A 19,048-nucleotide genomic window follows, 5' to 3' on the forward strand; every position below is an offset into this window, starting at 1 on the left:
AGCTTACACCTCCTCCTTCCAATGGAATCGCCACAGCTCGGCTCCGGCGCCGTAATAAATATCGTTTCCGATACGGGCAAGCCCACAGGTTGCCGGCTCGGGCAAAGCCGCAATGCGAACAGGCTCGTCGGACCCGGCCGTAATCATGAATAGGGTGCGGCTAAGCAGTCCTATAACAATCGGCATGCCGTTGCGGGAAGACTCCATCATGCCGTTTCGGACGACGGACCCCCACGGGGATAGATCATACAGGCTTACAACCTTACCTTGCTTAACATCGAAACGGAACAAGATACTGTCCGAGGTGATCCCGTACACATCTCCTCCCTGACCGGAGCACAATCCCGAAATTTCTCGGGCGCCGGCTATCGGCACCCAGGTTCCGGTAACGGAACGGGACGCCCAGTCCCAGGCATACAGGACCGCTTCCTTGGCCGAGGTCTGCCCCCCGCCCGGTGTCTCGATGCTGGTCCCCCCGATGACGCCCCCTCCAGGGAGTACCGTTAGCGACACCGTGCTCTGCCCGGGGATCACTTGCTCATGCCCCAGCATCGTGACGCTTTCTTCCTCCACGTTCACGATGCCCAGACCCCCGCCGACCGCTCCATAACCAGGAAACCCGCCGTACAAGACGTGCATGCCATCGTTCAAGGAAACCGCGCAGCGCGGACGATGAACTCGGTTGTCAGCATAGATCAGCCTGGGATTTCTCAAGCTTGGCGAAACCATATCGGTTCCTAGTGAAGCTGGCTGTCTAACCCCCTCCCAATCGCGGGACGTGTCTATTACATGGATCAGCCCGCCGGCATAAGCGGCTCCGATGATTTTGGAGCCTTGGGAAGCGTAAGCGGCAATATTGCCTCCGCCCCCCTTTTGAATCATGTCCGGGCCATAGTTCATGGTTCGGCGGCGGCCCGGTTCAAATCGATAGAAATGCAGCGGATGATTGGAGGTGCCGTACAGATTGCCATCCGGCCCGGCGAAGATCGGCGACAGCTCCGCGGCATTGCCTTCATGATGCAGCGGGATCTCCGATCGCGTGCCATCCGCGTGCTGAATGGAGATTCGCATCTCAGACAGCTCCCAGGACAGCAGGCTCCGGCCATTTCTCAGGTCCTGATGCACCTTTCGGTAACCTTCCCCGCGATACAGCGAAGGAGATACCGAAGCTTCAGGAATTGGACGTTCTTGGCCGTCCTCGATGATGTACCAATTCTCTGCGAGGGCAGCCGACGGATGTGAAGAATTCGGAATCCGGGCATACACCCTTCCGTCTTGCCCCCGGTGTACCTGTGCACTGCCCGGGGCCGCGTTCCCGTTCACCGTAATCGTCTTCACTTCGCCGCTGTCCGCATGAACGGCGGCAACCGCTGGAGAGGATGTGCCCAGTCCCGCATAGATCCATCCATCGCTTCCGGCAGCCAGCGTCATCGCATATGTCCGGTCGGAATCAAGCCGGGCAATGACCCGGCATTCTTGCATTGCAGCATCCATGCCCAGCAAATAGCTGCCCGGATACGTCGTGGCGTAGACCGTCCCGCGCTCATCTTCCGCGAATGCAAAACCCGCGTGTTCCTCACCTGACGGCGCTTCAAACCGGGCTATGTATTCAGATTTGAAGGGGTCAAGCACATACAAGCACATTCCGGCTCCCGTACAAAACAAGCCGCTCCTCGTGCTCATTGCCGCAAAAGGATACTCCCTGCACAAATCCGGAAACGGCAGCTGGCGGCAGCTGCCGTTATCCGGATCCACGATGAGCAAATAACCTCTTGCGGCAATGACGACGCGCTCTTCCCCGTTTTCGTTTCGGCATACCGCCGCCGACCGTGTTTCGTCGGCACGGACCGGATAGCCGAGGGACTCAAAGGGCTTCGTATCCGAATGCTCACTACTCTTCAACATGGCTGACCCGCCCCTTACTCTGCGTGCTGTATGCGCTCGCGACCTTTAAGACGGCCAGCCCGATGTCGCGGATATCCTCATCCGAATAAAACTCGCTGATCGGAATTTGCACCGCTGTCTCCAGAATGCTCTCCGCAACGGGGCACAGGCCCTGTTCATAGGAAGTTTCCGTTAGATCAAACGGGAAGCTGCTCCCCAGATAAGCTTGCCGATTCTGAAAGAGCGGCTGCATATAGCACACCTGCGGAATATAGCCTGCCCGGTTCGGAATGCCTTCCGCTTCCAGCGCCATGCAAAATTGCTCTCTCGTGCAAGACAGCTCGTTCAGCTCCAGTCGAAACATATAAAACCAATACGTGCATTCGTCATCCGGCCGAACCTCGGGAATACGTATTCCCGGCGCGGTGGCCAGCATTTGATTCAAGCGGTCTCCAATCACCTTCCGCCTTTCGCAAATCCACGGAAGCTTGCGGACTTGGGCGATCCCGACAGCCCCTTGAAGCTCGGTCATCCGGTAATTCGGTGCAATGTACTTCGTTCCCCGGTCAAGCTGAGTGCCGAGTCGGCGATAGTTCTTGTCCGCAAAGGCATGCGTGGTCTCATAATCCGCTTCATTCTCTGAATTTACAACCACAATGCCTCCATCGCCGGTTGAAATATGCTTGAAGTCATTGGTGCTGAAACAGCCGTAATCGCCGATGGTTCCCGTTAGCCGTCCTTTATATTTTGTCAAATAGGCTTGGGCGCAGTCTTCAATCACCTTCAGACCGTATCGCTCGGCAATCTCCATGATCGGGTCCATATCGCACGGATTGCCCGCTAGATGAACGACAAGGATCGCCTTCGTCCTCGGCGTGATCCGCGACTCCACCGATTTCGGATCCAGATTGTAGGTGTGCGGCTCCAAATCGGCAAACACCGGGATCGCGTTCTGATACAGGATGCCGATCAAGCTGCCTTGATCCGTGATCGGGCTTGTGATCACTTCATCGCCTACCGAGATGCCGGCCGCTCCAAGCGCAACATGCAGTGCCGCCGTTCCGGATGAAGTCGCAACGCTGTACTTGACTCCATACAATTGATTGAAATCCGCCAGAAACTGTTTGACCTTTTGGCCGAAATGATAAAATAACGTATTTTGCTCAAGAGCCTCAAGCAGCTGCTCTGCTTCCTCCGCACCGAACCGCTTGCCCGAGGCAAACGGCGTGGATTTGGTTTTCGGCCCCCCGTCCAGCGCCAGTGGTTCCATGCTGTCCATCCCTCCTTTTACCGCGTCCGCTTGGCAGCGCCCTTGATCATTCCGCTCCATTCCGGGCAAGGGAGCCCATAGCGATCGCGCTTCGAATCTTCTTCTACATCCGAATATGAATGTCGGTAATATCGGATGACCGCTCCTTCCGGCAGATTGCCGGCCTCCAAGGCTCCGCTTGCATCCACGGAAAATCTCGCGTTCCGTCTGGCTTGCTCCCAGCTTGTTATTTCGGCACAGGTCCAGAACGTGTATCCCAGGTTCTTCGCTTGACCGACAACAGCCCGAAAGGCTTCCCGCACACCCTCGATGCGATGAATATGCTGCTGGTGAAACAGAAAGTGCGCAACGCCGCGCACGCCCTTGACAGCTTGAAGGAACGGCTCAATAACCGACATGTCCGGAAGCATTGGATGCTCCAGGTCCTGCGTCAAAAATCCGATTTGCAGCACATCATACAGCCGGTTGCGTTCATCCGCCCATGCGATCGGATAGTACGGCTGCGCCGTGCCGAACGGAAAGCCGACATTTCCTTTTTTGCTAGGACCCCGGGTTTGATCGGCCTGAATCCCCTCGGCCTCGCACCAACGGAACAATTCCCCCCAGCCCTCAAAGCGGGTGTAATGGTTCTTATTCGATACGATATCCGCTCCGCTTGCCTGTCGCAAATGCTGAAGCTGACGGGAGAATTCCTCCTGGGACCATATGCCGCCCTCCGCTTCAAGGGCATTGAAGTGAAATGCCAGCTCATGCCCAGCAACGGCGATCATGTCGTACATTTCCCTGGAATATCCGGGTTCGATCATGCACCAAGTGGAACGGACGCCGCATTCCCTCAAAAGCTCCAGCGTCGTTCTTGCAGCCTCTTCGGAATTGAAGTCGCTGTCATGCGAGATCATCGCAACCTGCTTGATCCCGCGCGGCCAATAATCTAGAAACGGCAGGGTGAGCCCGAGACCCGCTGCTTCCCTCATCAGCTCGTGAACGATCACCTCGCGCCATAGGTCTCCATAAGGAATCGGAAAGTAAGGAATATTCGAATCGGTCTTGACCCGATCCTCCTTCCAGTCGACTTCCATGCCGTCATCCGCCTTCAAGATTCCCTCGTCTATGCCCCCGGTTCCATCCTCGGCAGGAATGCCGTCTTGATACACAGGCCCTCTTCCTTGCTGAAGATAAACGATCGTGCTCGGGATATCCACATTCCAGCGAATGAGCTTGCCGGTACCGACCCGAAAGGCCAAACAGGCTGCACCCAGCTCGCTCCCGGCTTTCCCCAAGCGGAGTTTTCCTTGAGCTTCTGCAAGAGGCGATGCAGTCTGCTCATGCCCGGCTAACGGCTTCCAAGGCTGGCTGCATAGTGCCCGCAGGAGCTTTCCTTGAAGGACCGCTTCCATCCCTTCGACCTCCGCATACACCGCTTCGCGGCAGCTGACTTCGACGCACCCCATCCTCGAAGCCAAACGGTTCAAGCCCCCGTAGGCGATCACGACGGCTCCCTCTTCCACCCACTTCAGCAGACGGTCCAAATCCTCTTCTTGCTCGCCAGCAAGCACGTTCACGATAATATCAGGGCGGTATGCGCTCAATTGCTCCGCTTGATCGAATAACCGATACGGTATGCCGGCATGTGACAGAATTTCTTCGATATAGAGCTGAAATATATTTTGACCATGCTTCCAATGATATTCTGCTGCATTACGGTTACACCACAACCCGATTTTTACTGCCTGCATGCTCAATGCTGCCTACTCCCTTCTCAGCCGCCCTGGCGATTGAATACGTCTGCTCTCGCCAGCCTTCTTCGCGTGAGGACAGACGTATTCTGCAGGGACAAACTCTTAACGTTTCTCCTGGGCTTTATTTAAAAAGCGCCTTCGGGTCTTTCTCCGTAATGCCTGCATTATACTCGGCGATGATATCGGCTCCGCCTTTGCTCAGATATTCCTGAACAAGCTGATCCCATTCGGATACCGGACGCGTGCCGGCAATCATCTTCACCTGCTCATCCATGACGTATTTTTTAAGCTCCGCGCCTTTGGCATTGTCCGTAGCGGATTCCAGGCCGGTGATCGGGTTCGCATACAGCTTGATTTCCTTATACATCGCTTCGATGGACTCAACCAGATCGGACAATTGCTTCGTCTGATAGGTGATCGAGTAGTCGTTGTCGAAATCCTGGGGCGCCCATGCCGTATTGTCCACAAAATAAGTGGATGGCGCGAGTCCGTCGGATGCGAAGTTTTCCTTGTTTACCGGCACGCCGTCTTTCATCTCGTAGCCGACGCCGATTTTTCCGGACCACCAGTCGAAGTCTGCATTGCTCTCGTTCCGGCTGTCCTCTGGGTAGAAGGTGCGGCCGAAATCAATCATCGTAAGAATCCGCTTCAGCTTCTCCGGCTTGGACGCCAGCTTGGCGCTTAGCAGAGTAATGCCGTTAAATCCTGCACCCGAGGTAAGTCCTTGATTACCGTATGCATCTTTGAACGGTCCAAGGCTTACAAACTGTGCGTCCGGATGGATGGCCAGCAGTCCGTCCATATACTCCTGGGACATGCCGCGCGGCGTTCCGATGAAGATGCCCGCCTTGCCGGAATAGAACTCTTTATTCGTATCTGCCCAGTTCAGAATGGCGTAATCTTTGGTCATCGCACCCGCTTTATACAGCTCGGACAGCATCGTGATAAATTCCTTCCGGCCGTTGCCGATCATTCCCGGAATATAATTGCCCGCTTCATCCTGATGATACCAGGCGTCCGGGTCCCAATACGGTCCTTGGTTGAAGTTCGGGTTAATATCCTGACCGATGGCCAAACCGTACGTATCCTTCTTGCCGTTGCCGTCCGGATCGTTATTCGTGAATGCGATCGCGACCTCCTTCAATTGCTCGTAGTTGGTTGGAACCTCAAGGCCCAGCTTATCGAGCCAATCCTTGCGGATGACCGTAACGACCTGGTATTTCGGGGCATATTGCGGGATCGCGTAGATTTTCCCGTCGACCCTCACCGCATCCCATATAAAATCCGGAACCAGCTTCAGCGTCGGATATTCCTGGATATACGGTTCGATGTCAAGAAATGCGCCCTGCTTGGCAAATTTGTTGTAGCGGTTCTTCACATCCGCCGTCATCAATCCGATCATATCCGGTATTTTGCCTGAGGCGAAGGTGGCGTTGATCTTCTCGTCAAACGCGGTATTCGGCACAAACGTCGGCTCATACTTGACATTGAATCTTTCGTTGATCATCGTCAGCCCCGGGCTGGATGACGGCGGCGGATCCCCATAGCGGTAATCGATTGCCGTAACGGTATAGGTCTGTTTCGCTTCGCCCTCGGTTGGTGCCTTTCCTCCTTCCTGCGGCTGTTCTGCACTCTTCGGGCCCGGACTGCTCTGACCGCAGGCGGCCAGGCTGACCGAGAGAAGTGCAGCCATCATCATGGTAATCATGCGCTTTTTCGACATTTACGTTCCCCCATTTTGGTTATGATTTTGGAGCTTGCGCCCCAGTTATGATGATCTCAGCGACAGCCCAGCTTCTTGCAGCAGCCCTGAGTTCTCACCCTTTAACAGCACCAAGCATGACACCCTTGGCAAAATGCTTCTGCAAGAATGGATACACGATGAGAATAGGCAGCGTAGCCATTAGAATCGCCGCCATCTGGATCGTCTCCGGAGGCGGAGGCTGGGCGGCAAACATGTTATCTCCGCCAAGCGTGCCGGTCGTCTCTCCCACCACCACGATCTGCCGAAGCACGACCTGAATGGTCCACTTCGAGGAATCATTGATGTACAGAATCGGAGCAAAGTAGTTGTTCCAATGGGTCACCGCGTAGAACAAGCTGAAGGCGGCCAGCGCCGGCTTGGACAGCGGAAGGATGATTTTATAGAAAATCTGCAGATCATTGGCACCGTCTACAATCCCGGCCTCAATCATTTCGCCCGGTATGTTAAGGAAAAATTGCCGGATGACGATCAGATTGAACGGAGCGATCGCGACAGGCAGAATTAAGGACCAGATCGAATCCAGCAGTCCCGTTGCCTGCACAACCAAATAAGTAGGGATCATCCCCGCCGAGAACAAGAGCGAGAACACCACCATAAACATGACGCTCCGCTGGCCGATGATCGGTCTTGACAAGGCGTAGGCCATCGTGCTGGTAAAGAACAAATTGACCAGCGTGCCAAGCACGGTTACAAGCGAGGTGGTCCATAGCGCCTGACGAAACGTGCGGGAGCTCCAGATGTACTCATACGCATCGGTCGTCCAGTTCGACGGCCATAACAGCAGCCGGCTTCCTAGGAAATCCTCATAGGATGAGAAGGAAACCGAGAATAAATATAAGAACGGAAACAGCATCAGCGCTGAAATCAGAAGCAGCAAACCGATATTCACCGAGTTGAATAAGCGTTCGGCGATGGATTTTTGATTCAAGGATGTTTCTCCTTTCTGTGGGCTTTCACAACGGATCAATAGACGCCCTGCTCGCCAAATCGCTTGGATAATTTGTTCGCGCCCATGACCAGGATCAGCCCGACCAGCCCTTTAAACACGCCGACGGCGGTTGAGAAGCTGTAATCGGATTGTTGAATTCCCTTAAAGTACACATAGGTATCCAGCGTATTTCCGATATGCATATTGAATGCGTTCAGCTGGAGGAAGACCTGCTCGAACCCTACTTCTAGGACGTCCCCGAGCCGGATAATCAGCATGATGATGATCGTGCTTCGGATCGCCGGCAGCGTAATATGCCAGATTTGGCGGAACCGGCTTGCGCCGTCCATTACGGCAGCTTCATACAACGCCGGATTTACGCCGCTTAGTGCGGCAAGGAAGATGATCGTTCCCCATCCCGCTTCCTTCCAGATCACCTCTAAAATCAGAAACGGACGGAAATACTGCGGCTCGGTCAGAAAGCCGATCGTCTGCTGGGCGCCGAATGCTTCCCGCAGCAGGTCGTTAACCAGGCCCTCATTTCGGAAAAAGATCGTCACGATCCCAACCACAACGACCCACGAGAGGAAATGAGGCATGTATACCACCGACTGCATCACCCGTTTCAACAGCGGGTTCGCCACCTCGTTCAGCATGATTGCCAGGATGATCGGCGCAGGGAAAGCGAAGATAATTTGCAGAAATGAAATGATCAGCGTATTCCAGATCACCTGAACGACTTCCGAGCTTTCGAATATGCGGCGGAAGTTATCGAGGCCAGTCCAAGGACTGTCGACGATGCCCATGAAGGGGCTGTAATCTTTAAATGCAATGGTGATGCCCAGCATCGGAACATACCGATAGACGATAAAATACAACAATCCCGGGAGCAGAAGCAGGTAGAGATAGCGGTCCTTCCACATCCGTGCACGAATCCGCTTGCCTCGGCTTGCCTTAGTCGCGGTCGGTTTTTTTCCGGGCTCCGTGCCCTGTACGAGCGTTTCCATGAGTCCCCCTCCTTTCCTCGGCGGGAATGATCCATCCCTGGAGTAAATCCAGATCATGCTTCCCTGGAGGAACGATCAGGTTTAGCCGAATACCGGACCAATCCAGGCACAATTCGCAGGACGCATCTCGCGACTTCCCGTTATAAACCGCCCCTCTCAAACTTCCGGTATCCAAATATAGGCTTAAAGGTTCTTCGGAACGGTAGCGGATTCCCGGGCCTGCAAAGCGTGTCGCACAGGACAGATCAAGTCTGCCGGAATTGCCGGAATCTAGAGGATCCTGCCCCACCATGCTCGAACTCAATCGTACGGCAGAACCACTGAATGAATAGCCTTCGTAATCCATCGTTTCTGTTGTATCGCAAAACATCATGTAATCCCTTCGCTCCCCTTCTTCTAGTACGGTAAAGCCGATTCCGCTAATACCGCTTGTTGTCACATGGTCTACGGTGATGTTCCTTGCATCGCCGGACTGCGGGATCAGCAACGTAACGAAACGAATGCTGCTCCCTGATGATGCTTTAACGCTGATAAAAGGTCCGTAGCTTTCCGCCCCCGGATAGTCCCGGACGGAAACCCGATGTTGATCCGGCGCTAGGAACAGCAACTGAACCGAAGCCTCTTCTCCGCGAATCATCAGGTGGGACTTCTCCACTGAATCTCCCGGACTGATCAGGGCATGATCTGGCCCGCAAATGGATGAAGTTGTGTGGAATAGCAGTTCCGCCTCATCCCCTTCACGGTTCAGCTCAGCATAGTCGACGATGACGTAATAAGACGCGTCGATATGATACAGCGTCCGGCGATACGACCTTAGGCTTTCCCCATAACTTGCCGAAGCGTCCCCGCTTACGACTTCGAAGCAAGGGAACAGCGAGCTGTCGCAAATGTACCCGCCGCCGAGCGACTGCTGCCCCTGTCCATTGACAAGCAGCGAATTATGCCCGATCGTGCCTGTTGTATAATCCGCTCTCGGGCCCGGCACATAGTCCTGATAGCCCGGACCCGTCAGAAGCCATTCGCCGCCGACATTCAGCATGATCTGGTTCTGATCCCTATGATTGTGATCCTTGGCCGACGGGCTTGAGGTAAAGCATAAGAGGTGATCTCCTCTCCCCCAACCCGATCGCAGCGCAGCCCAGCCGACCGGCTGGAACACGGCGGAGACGGCTCCTTGGTAATAACCATCCGGATCGATTGAAAGCGTTTCCTCATTAAGATATAAAAGTGCAGCCGGATGCTCCGCCTCATACCTTCGCATATACCAGCCCGCTGCAGGATGGGCATGATGCGAGGCCGTCATAGCCATGACATATGCGATATCCAGCTTGTAGAACGAATCCGAGAAGTTTGGAAACGTATTCACAACCGGGGATAAAAAATGCAGCAAACGCTCCGGCAGCTCTTCCGCCAAATAAGGGTGATTGACCAGATCGGCATTCCCCGTCATTCTACGATACAGGTCTGCCGCCATCCATACGTGCCGTGCAGCTACTTGATCATATAAAAATCCTTCGGTCTCCCCGGAAATCAGCTTGAAATCCAAGTAATCCGTCAAATATTCAAGGGAAGCCTGCAAATATTTGACCGCATACGGAACTTCATCCGCGATCGCTGCCGCTCCGAACATCATGGCAACATGCTTGGCGGCCACGATGTTATGCCGGTCCCGGTTTCCGATATCAATGGCTAACGGCTGCAATCCTTTACTTAGGATGGATTCCCTTATATGGAGCCTATCCTCTTCCGTAAGCATGCCGCGGATGGCGTCATAAGCAGCTGATACGCCGATCAGAAAGTGGGCATTGCTGAGATTGCCCTCGGCGCCCCGATGATCGAACTCATACCATTTTCCGTAAGAAGCCAATGCGAGCAAATAACGTCTTGCCTTCTCGGCATATTCGGTCATGCCCGTGATGATATAAACGGTTGATAACACGACAAGCCGTTCCTCGATTGCCCGAGCGTACATCGTCCAGTAAGGAAAGTCGGTGTAGCCCTCCGGATCTGCTGTCGGCTCCGGTTCCTTCAGCGGCAGCGATACATGCCACTCTTGGGAGATAGAAGGATAATGGACCGTAAAACCCGTCTCGTTCAAATAACCGGCTGCCCGCTCTAAGTAGCTGTGCCACAGCTTCGGGTATTGGATGGCTGACGCCGAATCGGGCTTAGCACCATCCCCTGCTGTTTCCTCCTTACCTCTAATCTGCCGACGGAATGCTTCAGCCTCTTCCGGAAGGAATAAAATTCGCGGGCTCCGGATTGTTATTCTATGTATGGGCTCGGAAGGCGGTATAACCGTAACACGCCAGCAGACGGCAGGGAATCGTTTATCACCAAAGTCCACCTTAACCTCTGCATCGCCTGGCTCCATCGCGCTCAGCGTCAACCCGTCCGCCTGAAGCACCTGTGACGGCTCACAGGTAACGATGCCCGCCGGGGTGCAGCCTTGCATGACGCTGCCGGAAGGATCGATGAACCTGAACGCCAGCGTATGGGTCTCGCCGGTCTCGAGGAGCGGAACTCTAATCATCTCTACCCGGTACAAATCAATAACGCCCCTCTCTTGATTCTTCACCATGTTCATCGCTTTATGGATCGGTTCGGTGATAGGGCTTCATGCTGTCTTGATAAAGCTTGATATGGCTATCGCTAAATATACATGTATTTTACTTGTATTTATTAAATGCTGTCAATTTAAATTTTTCTTTTTCGTTAAACCTATTTGCTTAATCCTCAGCCAAGTTGAAGGTGCCGGTGTATGAACGCATGAAAAAGGGACTGTCCACAGTAGAAATCCAATCCATTTCTACTTCGGGACAGCCCCTATCAGAGCTGACAGACACGCCAGTATTTATGGAATCATCATCGTTTCATCGCTATCCATCTTCGGTCTCATCCATCGCCTTCCGCACATCATAATCCTGAATATCGATATCGATCGGCAGCCCCAGCGCCAGCTTTGCCAATTGGCTCCCGATAAAAGGCCCCATCGTCAAACCGGATGCTCCAAGCCCATTGGCGGTTAATAGACCCTCCCAGCCGGGAACAGCTCCGATCACCGGAAGAAAGCCCGGCGTGAATGGGCGAAAACCGACTCTTACCTCTTGGAAGGTGCTGTCGGCCAAGCCAGGCGCCAGCTCCAGCCCTTTATTCAGAATTTCCTGCATTCCGGCGGCGGTCACCCTGGTATCGTATCCCTCTACATCATTCTCGTGAGTCGCTCCGATGACGATCTTCTGCTGATCGAAAGCGAGCAAATATTGGTCAGAAGGCGGCATGACTACTGGCCAATGGCTTGTATCTTGCTGATTATGAAGCTGCAGATGCATGATTTGCGCTTTTTGATAATGTACCTTAAAGCGAATGCCTAAAGGCTTCAGCAGCTGATCCGCCCATGCGCCTGCACATACCACGACTTTGTCGGCAAGGAAGCTTCGCCCATTGACAACAGCCCCGGTGACGCGTCCCGATTGATATTGCAGCCTCGCATCCCCGTTAATCAAAACCGCGCCGTTTCGCTGCGCCGATCGGAGCAGCGCATCTCGGAGTGCACGGCCATCTACCCGTGCGGCGCCGCTGATATGTACAGATTGATAGCCTTCTGCCAGCAGAGGAAATGAATCACGGGTTTGCCTTTCGTTTAGGCGGGTAATTTCGCCAATCTCCGGTGCATCCGCTTTACGGCGTTGTGCCCGCTCCTCCATCGCGGTAATTTTCTCTTGGCTATGATGGATGCTAATCGCACCAACTTGGGCATAGCCCGTCTCGGTCTCCCCCTCCCCGGTAAGCTCTTTGATCAAACCGGGGTAGAAGCGCGCGCCGGCCTTGGCCAGCCGGTACCATGCCTGATTGCGCCTTTGCGACAGCCAGGGGCAGATAATGCCTGCAGCTGCGTCGGTGGCTTGTCCTACATCTTTACGGTCAATGACAAGCACCTCTGCTCCTTGCTTGGCTAACGCGTAGGCTGTCGAGGCTCCGACGATTCCCGATCCAATGACGATGACTTTCTTCATGGTTACATCCTTTCAGAATCAGTCTATTAAAAAGCCGCGAACTTCGCGGCTTATCTTTGCATGTATTCGATTATACACGGTGAAGATTCACCTAGATCAAGCTTCTTCACCCTCCGAGAAAATCTCCAGCAGCCCGGCCGGCAGCTGATACTTGTGGTTGTTGATCTGAATGCTCTTTAGCTCCTCCAGCAAGGAGTCCTCATCGTGCATATCCTTGATGGCCTGAACCTCACGATTCAGCCGCTCCATCTGATGGTCCAGCGCATTAGCTGTATCCGCCGCGGCTTTCAGCTCCTCAAGCAGCCGCTGTGGAACCGACTTATTATATTTATAGAAGATTTTATGCTCCAGGCTTGCCCAGAAATCCATCGCGATGGTCCGGATTTGCACTTCTACGCATACCTTCTCCACCCGATCGGAGAAAAACACCGGCACCTCTACGAGCAGATGCAAGCTCTGATATCCGTTCGGCTTCGGATGCTTGATGTAATCCTTGACGTTCAAGACGGTCAGATCGCTTTGCTTCTGCAGCATCTCGCTGATTTTATAAATATCGGAAATGAAGGAGCACGTGATCCGCAGTCCCGCAATATCCTTGATGTTCTCCTCGATCGAGGCCAAGGAGATTTCTCCTCCCTTGCGGAGCAGCTTCTTCATCATGCTTTCCGGCGATTTCAGGCGGGATTTCGTATGCTCGATCGGGCTGTAGTCATGCAGAGCCTGAAACTCTTCCTTCAGAATCTCGATTTTGGTTTCGATTTCGTCCAGCGCGAATTTATATTTCAGCATAAACCTGGTGATTTCCGTACGGATCAGCTTCAATTGTTCCATTTGCATTACATTCATGAATAACTTCCTTTCGGCCGAATGGACATAAAGCTAGGCGCTCACGGCTTGCCGCCCCTTCCATTCTCGAGTGGTTAATATTTAGAAACAGGGATTCGTTTTCGCCCTCTCTAAATTTTAGTTGATCTTCGGGTACCACTGCAACTTCATCACGTTGACGTAAAAAAGAACCGATCGTTTGACTGCCGGATTCTCACGCGACTATGCGCTCCCCTGCCGATATGTAAGTGCACCAAGCCGGGACATCAGCCCCGGCCAAAGAATCGCTTAATCCTTGGCCAATTGAATGCCCGGGCTTCGCTGCGCCGCCCATTGCGGATAGGCGATGCCAAGCAGGATGAGAGATACGCCCATCCACTGAACGGCAGTTACCTGTTCGTTCAACCCCATCACCGATGCGATGACGGCCACCGGAAGCTCCCCCGCTCCTAGAATCGTAGCCAGGCCGGTGCTGATTTTCGGTGCACCAAGCGCAAACAGGAGCACCGGAAGCACGACCCCGAACGTTCCCAGGATCAAGCCGTAGATCCATAAGCCGTTACCGCTATCCATTTGGACATTCCCCGTAAATACGTTGGGCGCAAACAGAACCGTCAGCAGGACAAGACCGCCGGACGATGTATAGAAGCTGCGGGTGATCGCCGGCATGCCGGTCTCAACCCGCCCGCTGAAGAAGACGAATAATGCCATCATGACGGCAGCCGCAAGAGCAAGCAGCGTTCCTTTCAGGTTAAGCTGAAGCTCGCCCGTACCGAGAATGCCTCCAGCCATCAGCGTCCCGAGAAACAGAATGGCGATCGAAATGACGGTCGCTTTGTCCGGGAGCCTGCGGTATACGATCGCTTCGATGATCACCCCGATCCAGGTAAATTGAAACAGCAGCACAACGGCGATGGAGGCCGGAATGCTCTGCAGCGAAAGATAATATGTAACGCCGGTCAGACAGGTGCATAAGCCGACGCCGGCAAGACGAACCGCCTGCTTCCAGGTCACCCTTCGTCTCGCGAACAGCAGCATGAGGACCAGCAAAATAAGCCACCCGGTTCCGAATTGGCTCAGCATCACTTGTTCAAACTGGAATCCGTCCCGGTATGCCAACTTCACGACCGTAGATAAAATCCCGAAGCAGCACGCCCCTAAAAACACATACAACGAGTTCTTCAGCAATTGATACAATGTTTCGTTCCTCCTCCACACGTCAAAAACCCCATTTCTCATTGTTTTGGATCCAGAAAACAATAAAAAATGGGGTTCATCTTATAAGATTCTATCTAATTATGCTTCCATTCTAAAATAGAATTCGTGGAATGTAAACAACCGGTTTGTCCGCTAGGATGCCTACGTTCTTAGTCTCCGATCAGCGCCAGGATCTCCTTCATGCACTCAAGTGCTTGGGATTCAAGCGGCTTAATCCCTTCAACCAAGCCTCTTGCCTCTCTAGCGGCGAGAGGGTCGTTCGGCTGGCCACCTTGCGGAAACGGGAACATCCGGTGCAGATCATCGAGCTTCTCATACATCCCTTCGTACAATGCCGACGCTTTATCAAAATGCCGGGCCAGCTCTTCCGACTTCTCCTCAAGCGGCCAAGCCTGCTTCAGCTCTTTAAAGAACTCCGCCCCATAATAACGCGCGTCCCTCAGCACTGCAATGTTATAGGCATGGCCGTTCGGCTCGACTACGCCGCCCTCCAGCGCTTCGAGCCACGCATCATAGGCCGCCAATCCTTTGACGCAGTTAGCCGGAATTGCACTCTCCCGGCCTTCGTAATGCTCAATCGCCGATTCCAACGCCAGCTGGAGCTGCTGCCTCAGCGTCAGATCCACTTTGCCGTCAATGGCAAGAACAAAAATCTCCTCGAGCACGCTTCTGCCCAGATGATCGAATGGCAGCGTCTCCACTTTTCCGCATTCCTCGGCATATAACAGCCGGGTCTCATCATCATAGCCATACACGGTGCCGAATTCCGGGAAGAACAGATCCCATGCCAGGACCGGGATCCCCTGATCCAGTGAGCGGTGGATCAAATCCAGCGCTCGCGGGAGCTCACGATGAATGCTGCGTTTGCCCATCGCATCCTTCCCCGTCAATGAAGGGTCAAGCAGATTGCTGTTTTCGCCGATATTCGGAGACATCCCGTCAATTACCTTAGCGTGAAAACCAATATTGTGCAGCCCCCTAGGAAGCACTTCACTGAAATTATAGCCGGTCGGTCCCGCAATATGGACGCTCTTCGGTACGATATTGATGCGGAAGGCATGACCGGTCAGTCCCATCACCATCGGCAGCGAGAGCTTGCGGTCCGTATATCGCAGCATTTTGTAAATCACATCCGCTGCTGTCGTCCATGTGCCTGTTTCGTGAAACTCCTTGCCGTAGTCCAAAATCCGTTTGCTCATAATTCCCATATCCCTTCTTGTTTTCATATAGGAGTCAACGGTAACGCGGATTTTTTCCTGGATCACCTTTTTGCGAGATCTGGAAATAATCTGGTATACATTGGCCGAAGAGAGCTGAAACAGCTTGGCGATTTCCTGCGGCGACAGCTGGTCGAAGAAATGGGACTCGAAGATCATCCGCTCTCGCGGCTTCAGGCAATGAATGATGTCGGTTAACGAATGCAGCGTTTCCTTCTGAAGCAGCTTCTCCTCGGGAGCATTGGCAGAAGCAGCCGCTTCATTCGCGGTCCGGTTCAGCCTGAACAGAATGCGGTCCAGATCGTTCCATTCGCCGTCCTCCTGGGCGCTCAAGCGACCTCCCCCTTCCAGCTCCGTGAACGTTTGCTCCTGAAGCGTGGGTCTCGACTTGAGCCTGGTGTACGCCTGGTTCCGTACGATCCGCTGCATCCAGGGGAGGAACCGCCCCGCATCGACCAGCTTGCTGAGGTGCAGGAAAGCGCGCATCAGCGCATCCTGAACGATGTCCTCTGCCAGATAGGACTCCTGGGTAATGGCTCTGGCATAGCCGTATACCTTTGCTCGGTGTCTGCGTACCAGCTCGCCGAAAGCCTCCCGTTCCCCTGCCTGGGCGCGAATGACCAACTCACTGTCTTCCATTTCATCCCAATCTGTCCGTTTGTCTGCTGTCGCTTCCAATGTCTATACCCTCTTTCATTTCGTTGACTGCTTATATGACTCGGGGATTGAGGCATTTCTGACAATTTCGCAAAAAAACTTTTAAAATGCATCCTCTTTACCGCAAATTTGTTTCAGGCTCCGGTGATCTTTGCTTTTGACTATATTACCATAGGTTCTTGTCAGTCAGATCTACCGGCTCCTTAGCTCAGCATCTTCCGAAGATATTTGTCCACTTCGGTTGCCGGCATCCATCTGTCCCTCTTGCTTATAGCCATTCCGCGGATTTGCCCCAAGCCCATGGTGAGGGACGAGTTTATATTAAATTTATTGAGCTGTGCTAGAGTAAGTGCGACAAAACAAGGAGGGGGAATAACCTTTGAGAAGGGGATTAAGACCCATAACCGATTGGGTCTCAACCAAAAGAGGCATGTGGATATCGATCCTGATCTGGCTGATCGTTATGATCGGGTTAAGCGCCGGTCCGAGGCTTGGTGATTACAAAGCGACCAGTTTCCAATCACTCCCGGATGAAGCGCAATCCATCATTGCCGAGAACAAATTGGAGAAGACGTTTCCGAGCGACCAGGGAACGCCAGGGATTCTGGTTTTTCATAATGCATTAGGAGATATTAATCTGGATGAAGTCAAGCGCATCACGAATGGAATCATCTCAGCCGATATTCAGGGGGTTAAATCCATTGTAAATATCGGCACTTTGCCGCCTCATGCCCTAAAAGGGTTCATTTCGGCGGATAACTCTACCATCATGGTTCCCATGAGCCTGGAACCGGGTCTTGGCAACCATGAGTACGCGGAAATCAATGATGAAGCCTTCAGGCTTGGCAATGATATTGCTAAGGGGCTGAACACTGACTTCTATATTACTGGCCCGGCGGGGATCGCTGGCGACACGGTCAAACTTTTCGAGCAGGCGGACTTCGTTCTGCTTCTTGCCACCGTTATCATCATTCTCGTATTATTGATCGTTATTTACCGTTCGCCGCTGCTTGCCCTCATACCGCTGCTTGCCACGGTCATCGTATATCAGGTGGTCAATCAATCCGTTGCCTTGATGGGCGCAGCCGGACTTGAAATCAACAATTCGACCACCTCAATCATGAGCATCCTGCTGTTTGCCGCCGTGATCGATTATTCATTGTTCGTGTTCTCGCGATACCGCGAGGAATTGAATAAACACGAAAGCAAATATGCGGCGATGCAGCACGCTATGCGCGCTACCGGTGAGCCGGTGTTTTTTGCTGGCGGCACCGTGCTTGCTGCTATGCTTATTTTGTTCTTTACGGATTTCCGTGATTATCAAAACTTCGCTCCGGTCTTCGGCGTGGCCATGCTAATCATTATGCTGGCTTCCGTCACCCTTGTCCCTGCCCTGTTCACTCTGTTTGGACGGAGAGCATTCTGGCCTAAGGTTCCCAATTTCGGCCAGAAACAACAAATCAAACACGGTTTCTGGGGAACAGTCGCTAAAGTTGTGGTGAATCAGCCGCTATTGACCGGCGGAATCGTGGCCTTCTTCATGGTCGTTTCCGCCTTGAACGTCTTTAACCTGAAATACGAATTCGACACCGTCAAGAAATTTCCGGAGGATCTGCCTTCCCGCGTTGGTTATGAAATCATAGAGTCCAAATATAACAAAGGCGAGCTTGCGCCTTCCACGATTCTTCTGGAATCCGAGAATGCGCTAACCGAGGAGCAGACCGATCAGTTTCTGATGAAGCTGGAAAGTTACGAAGAGATCGAGTCCGTCCGCCTGACTGGCATTACTGAAGATTCCAAAGCGGCAAAATTCAGTGCAGCCTTGACGCTGAATCCATATTCAACCGAGGCGATCGACTTTGTGGAAGAGCTCCAAAAGGAGTCCGACGCCATCCTTCACGAGTTGTCTCCTCAGGGCGATGTTTACTATAGCGGCGTGACAGCCAAACTAGTCGATGAACGGACGACAAACAACAATGACATCGTCAAAGTAGTTGTCTTGGAAACGGTTCTGATTCTCATTCTTCTTATCTTCTTGACTCGTTCGTTAAAAATGCCGGTGTACATGATGGCCACGATCCTGATTTCTTATGTATCGGCTCTAGGTCTTGGATTATTCCTGGTAGATGTTCTGTTCGGTTATGAGTCCATCAGCACGCGGGTTCCTGTCTATGCGTTTATATTCCTGGTGGCTCTTGGAATTGATTATAATATTATTCTAATCTCCCGCTTTCTTGAGGAGAGAGCAGCATTAAAAGTAAAGGACGCGCTTGAAGTGGCTATCCTCAATACGGGTGGGATCATCTCCTCGGCAGGCGTTATTTTGGCTGCAACCTTTGCAGCGCTGACCACCATGCCGATTGCCGACCTCTTTGTGTTCGGCTTTATGGTTGCCATTGGCATATTGATCGATACATTCCTGGTGAGAGGCGTCCTGCTTCCTTCCTTAATTTTATTATTTGAAAAGGATCCGGAGCAGAAAAAGCACACAGCCCAGGCTTAATGCAAGGTAGGAGGGGACT

Annotated in this window: 12 protein-coding genes; 1 reads left to right on the plus strand and 11 read right to left on the minus strand. The window is 53.0% G+C overall.

The window, feature by feature from the left end; all coding sequences use genetic code 11:
• Positions 1 to 3: 3 nt before the first annotated feature.
• From J2Z18_RS20155 to J2Z18_RS20205, 11 genes are all read right to left on the minus strand, one after another.
• Positions 4 to 1,905: an NHL repeat-containing protein gene (locus J2Z18_RS20155; protein ID WP_210095214.1), complete on the minus strand. Its 1,902-nt coding sequence runs from the start codon at positions 1,903 to 1,905 to the stop codon at positions 4 to 6.
• Complete coding sequence (locus J2Z18_RS20160) at positions 1,892 to 3,154, minus strand: DegT/DnrJ/EryC1/StrS family aminotransferase (RefSeq protein ID WP_210095215.1); 1,263 nt, start codon at positions 3,152 to 3,154, stop codon at positions 1,892 to 1,894. The genes J2Z18_RS20155 and J2Z18_RS20160 overlap by 14 nt, the downstream gene beginning before the upstream one ends.
• 17 nt (positions 3,155 to 3,171) lie before the next feature.
• Positions 3,172 to 4,890: a polysaccharide deacetylase family protein gene (locus J2Z18_RS20165; protein WP_210095222.1), complete on the minus strand. Its 1,719-nt coding sequence runs from the start codon at positions 4,888 to 4,890 to the stop codon at positions 3,172 to 3,174.
• Positions 4,891 to 5,014: 124 nt separating this feature from the next.
• Positions 5,015 to 6,616: an extracellular solute-binding protein gene (locus J2Z18_RS20170; RefSeq protein WP_210095216.1), complete on the minus strand. Its 1,602-nt coding sequence runs from the start codon at positions 6,614 to 6,616 to the stop codon at positions 5,015 to 5,017.
• A gap of 94 nt (positions 6,617 to 6,710) precedes the next feature.
• Positions 6,711 to 7,586, minus strand: a complete 876-nt coding sequence (locus J2Z18_RS20175; protein WP_007128386.1) for a carbohydrate ABC transporter permease — start codon at positions 7,584 to 7,586, stop codon at positions 6,711 to 6,713.
• A gap of 35 nt (positions 7,587 to 7,621) precedes the next feature.
• Entirely contained in the window at positions 7,622 to 8,593 is a 972-nt protein-coding gene (locus tag J2Z18_RS20180; RefSeq protein WP_028407164.1) for an ABC transporter permease, read from the minus strand.
• Complete coding sequence (locus tag J2Z18_RS20185) at positions 8,541 to 11,174, minus strand: heparinase II/III domain-containing protein (RefSeq protein WP_210095217.1); 2,634 nt, start codon at positions 11,172 to 11,174, stop codon at positions 8,541 to 8,543. Before J2Z18_RS20185 ends, J2Z18_RS20180 begins: the two co-directional genes overlap by 53 nt.
• 298 nt (positions 11,175 to 11,472) lie before the next feature.
• Positions 11,473 to 12,609: an NAD(P)/FAD-dependent oxidoreductase gene (locus tag J2Z18_RS20190; RefSeq protein ID WP_210095218.1), complete on the minus strand. Its 1,137-nt coding sequence runs from the start codon at positions 12,607 to 12,609 to the stop codon at positions 11,473 to 11,475.
• Between the two features lie 96 nt (positions 12,610 to 12,705).
• Positions 12,706 to 13,455 carry a GTP pyrophosphokinase gene (locus tag J2Z18_RS20195; protein ID WP_007128391.1) on the minus strand — a complete coding sequence of 250 codons (750 nt, stop codon included), beginning with the start codon at positions 13,453 to 13,455 and terminating at the stop codon, positions 12,706 to 12,708.
• 267 nt (positions 13,456 to 13,722) lie between these two features.
• The gene (locus J2Z18_RS20200; RefSeq protein ID WP_210095219.1) at positions 13,723 to 14,631 is read right to left on the minus strand and encodes an EamA family transporter; all 909 of its coding nucleotides are present in this window, start codon (positions 14,629 to 14,631) and stop codon (positions 13,723 to 13,725) included.
• 170 nt (positions 14,632 to 14,801) lie between these two features.
• Positions 14,802 to 16,547, minus strand: coding sequence for an RNA polymerase sigma factor (locus J2Z18_RS20205; RefSeq protein WP_210095220.1), 1,746 nt, complete (start codon positions 16,545 to 16,547; stop codon positions 14,802 to 14,804).
• Positions 16,548 to 16,905: 358 nt separating this feature from the next.
• Between J2Z18_RS20205 and J2Z18_RS20210 the strand changes: the two genes are divergently transcribed.
• Positions 16,906 to 19,029, plus strand: a complete 2,124-nt coding sequence (locus J2Z18_RS20210) for an MMPL family transporter (RefSeq protein WP_007128394.1) — start codon at positions 16,906 to 16,908, stop codon at positions 19,027 to 19,029.
• The last annotated feature ends 19 nt before the right edge of the window (positions 19,030 to 19,048 follow it).

Origin of the sequence: Paenibacillus lactis (genome assembly GCF_017873605.1) — a bacterium.
In the GTDB taxonomy this organism is placed as follows: Bacteria; Bacillota; Bacilli; order Paenibacillales; family Paenibacillaceae; genus Paenibacillus_AQ; species Paenibacillus_AQ lactis.